Raw genomic sequence first — 2949 nt, 5'->3', positions numbered from 1 at the left:
TCTGGTTTTTGGGATTTTTAGGGGCGAGGGACAAGCCCTCGCGGCGCGAGCGGTTGCGTTTCTTGCTCCCGTTGCTTGAAAGGGTGGGTGGAATGTGGGTGTGGGAATGGTTGGACAGGTTGATAATTTTATAAACAGCTTTTTGTGTGTGTTAAAATTTGTGAAAAATGTGTACCAAATTGGTTTCTTTATTATCTTTGCAGCAGAAATTCAAATACAAGAAACAATGGAAGTAGTAAGTACAAGAGAATTTAGAGCCAACCAAAAGAAGTATTTCGGCATGGCGAACAAAGGTGAGGACATCATCTTGAAGTCAAGAAATTGGGGAAGCTTTAGGCTCGTCCCAATCTCCCAGAACGACATCGTGACCAACAAGCCAGACCTCACAGAGCGTATTTGTCAAGCTATTCGTGAAGTGAAGCTGATGAGAGAAGGCAAGATTAAAGAACTTTCAATGGATGAACTGCTCGATGAACTTTAAAGTCATACCTACGCCAACATTTGCCAAGAGCCTTAAAGCATTGGCAAAACGACACAAGTCTATGAAAGCAGATATGGATGCTTTCAGGAAGTCCTTGGAGGAAGATCCGTTCCAGGGAACAGAGCTAACTCCTGGTGTGCGCAAAATACGAATGGCAATCACCTCAAAGGGTGGCGGAAAGTCAGGAGGAGCCAGAGTAATAACCTACAACGTGCTGACCACAGAGCAGGACGGAAAGGTGTATCTGATGGAAATCTATGACAAGTCAGATGCTCAAACAGTGAAGTTGAATGTCATCAAGGAGTGGATTAAAGAGCTTTAGACATGCTTTTTGAGCGTTTTGAAGCGATTTAGGGGCTTTGGTGGTGAAATTCCACACGAAAAACGAGAAAACGGCTTAGAGTGGCTAGAAAGTGGCTGTTTTGATGTTTTTCGCATCTATTGCGGCTTGTTGCCGGTGTTTTTCAAGGGTAGTTAGAGTTATACAGGTTAATTTTTCCGCTGTCGTTATGTGCTATTAAGTTAGTTTTTGTCTCTTCATTGAGGCTGGACGTCTTCAGCGGATGCCCATTGTTGTTGTGTGCGATTAAGTTCGTGTTTGTCTCTTCACTGAGGCAGGACGTGACAGATGGGCATGAGCCGAGGAGGAGAGAAATCTTTTCTTCGGCTCTTCTTATGTCTGGCGGAAAAGTGCTTTGAGGTTTTCGTATTTTTATGCAAGTTTCCATTTGTTCTCAAATTCGGAAGTTATGGACTTGTTTGAGAATGATATTTTACAATCCGCTTGCGGTAAAGTGTAAATTAGGCTTACTGGGGGGAAGCCTAATTCCCCCTTTTGCCTTTTTGGGCAAATGGGTGCACCTCAAAATTTGATAAACAAATTTGACTTTGTGCGGCAAGCCGTGAGGTGCTTAGGCTCTCCGAGGGCGAAAGGGATTACTCCCTCTCGACACCCTCTGGAAAGACAAAACTACAACTTTTTTGTGGGTAACTATAAGTTTTTGGGGGGTAAACTATAACGCCCGATTACTTGATATTATAGTCTGTTTTCAGTATCCATCGAGCCATTTTGGCAAGTGAAGCACCTGAGAAATCCTTCTGAAGCTCCAGGAACTTGTGATAAATCGGGGTGACCTTCTCTATCTCGAGTTCGAGCTGCTTGCTTACTCTCTCGATATACTTTGGGTCTTTCTTAATGGTGGCACGAAGGAACGTGAGGATGCCACGGTACTCCTTCAGAACCTCGTCTGCTGCTTCCTTCTGCTTCCTCTGATTCTCTCTGGTATGTACGAAGAACTCAAAGTGTGCCTTCTCTCCTCGACCATCTTGAACGTAATCAAACCAGAGGTCACACTGATTCTCTTCATAGGCTTCTTTCAACTCTTTTTGTGCCACTTCGATAACTCTCTTCTTGAACAAAGGGAGAAGTGGATATTTGTCTTCGAGCATAAGCATTGTGCGAAGTTGGTCTATCGTCTTGCCAAATTTCCCCATGTTTCTGTATTGGCAGCACAGCTCATAGAAGCGTTGAGAGTAGATGCTTTTGAGGGATATAGCCACGAGAAGGGAATACTCTGTGTAGTGTCGTGATAGTTCGACCAGATATGGCATGAGGTCACGGCTAACCTCTACCTCGTAAACTTGCTCTTTTGCAATATACTTGGCTTGATTGATGAAACCACAATACAGCCAGTTGCCCTCTTCATCCTCAAATTCTATAGTCTTGTTTCTGAGGTTTCTGAGAGCTTGTTTTGCTTCTTTCGTGTGCTTCTCGTCCCTTATGAGGGTTATATCCTTAGGGTAAATTTTTACCCTCATATTCTCGAACTCTGTGCGAGGTGGTTCTCTCTCGATGTAGTTCTTGCGAACGTTCTTAATTACAACCAGAAAAGCATTTTTTTCGGTCGGAGTAAACTTATACCTTGATTCCGTCAATGGGTTTCCCTGACGGAGAAGCACATCTTTCTTTTCTTCTGTCATGGCTTTACAAGTTGAAATTATCGATTTTATTAAATATTTCTACTTTATCGAGAGCAGTCTTTGAAAGATGCTCTCGCATAGCTGCACGAAGCTGAGAGAACTCCTCCCAGCTTAACACTACTTCGCTGTTTAATCTGTCTGATTTCATATCTTTGAACGTTTTATTGTTATTTTCGGGTGCAAAGGTAATGAATTATATCGTAATTTTTTGCACGTTATAGTTAAAATATTATAAAGCGAGTGAAAAAATCCCCAAAAAGTTATAGTTTACCCCCCAAAAAGTTATAGTTTATCCCCAAAAAGTTATAGTTTGAAAAATCTTAACACGTTTAACTTGTTGAAAATGAGGTTGTTATGAAGATTTTTGAGAAGGGGGAAAAACTAGATAAAAAACTAGATAAAAAACTACCCGATAAAATGCCCTCGTTTTTTGTCTGGTTTTTGGGATTTTTAGGGGCGAGGGACAAGCCCTCGCGGCGCGAGCGGTT

General features: G+C 42.3%; 3 protein-coding genes. 2 read left to right on the top strand and 1 reads right to left on the bottom strand.

All coding sequences use genetic code 11. The features are described from left to right. The first annotated feature begins 226 nt into the window (after window positions 1-226). Both KSW37_RS15350 and KSW37_RS15345 read left to right on the top strand, forming a co-directional pair. Complete coding sequence (locus tag KSW37_RS15350) at window positions 227-481, top strand: prevent-host-death family protein (RefSeq protein ID WP_153123764.1); 255 nt, start codon at window positions 227-229, stop codon at window positions 479-481. Beyond that, window positions 471-803 carry a hypothetical protein gene (locus KSW37_RS15345; RefSeq protein ID WP_153123767.1) on the top strand — a complete coding sequence of 111 codons (333 nt, stop codon included), beginning with the start codon at window positions 471-473 and terminating at the stop codon, window positions 801-803. Before KSW37_RS15350 ends, KSW37_RS15345 begins: the two co-directional genes overlap by 11 nt. 704 nt (window positions 804-1507) lie before the next feature. Here KSW37_RS15345 and KSW37_RS15340 read toward each other — a convergent pair. Further along, the gene (locus KSW37_RS15340; RefSeq protein ID WP_217315312.1) at window positions 1508-2461 is read right to left on the bottom strand and encodes a replication initiation protein; all 954 of its coding nucleotides are present in this window, start codon (window positions 2459-2461) and stop codon (window positions 1508-1510) included. Window positions 2462-2949: the final 488 nt, after the last annotated feature.

Origin of the sequence: Segatella copri (assembly GCF_019127135.1) — a bacterium.
Lineage (GTDB): Bacteria > Bacteroidota > Bacteroidia > Bacteroidales > Bacteroidaceae > Prevotella.
The sequence above is the reverse complement of the archived record's forward strand: the minus strand, read 5'-3'. Positions and strand labels throughout refer to the sequence as shown.

What these genes read in the sequence shown, in the direction of transcription:
- KSW37_RS15350 (WP_153123764.1), top strand. Translation starts at nt 227, where the DNA reads ATGGAAGTAGTAAGTACAAGAGAATTTAGAGCCAACCAAAAGAAGTAT.
- KSW37_RS15345 (WP_153123767.1), top strand. Translation starts at nt 471, where the DNA reads ATGAACTTTAAAGTCATACCTACGCCAACATTTGCCAAGAGCCTTAAA.
- KSW37_RS15340 (WP_217315312.1), bottom strand. Translation starts at nt 2,461, where the DNA reads ATGACAGAAGAAAAGAAAGATGTGCTTCTCCGTCAGGGAAACCCATTG.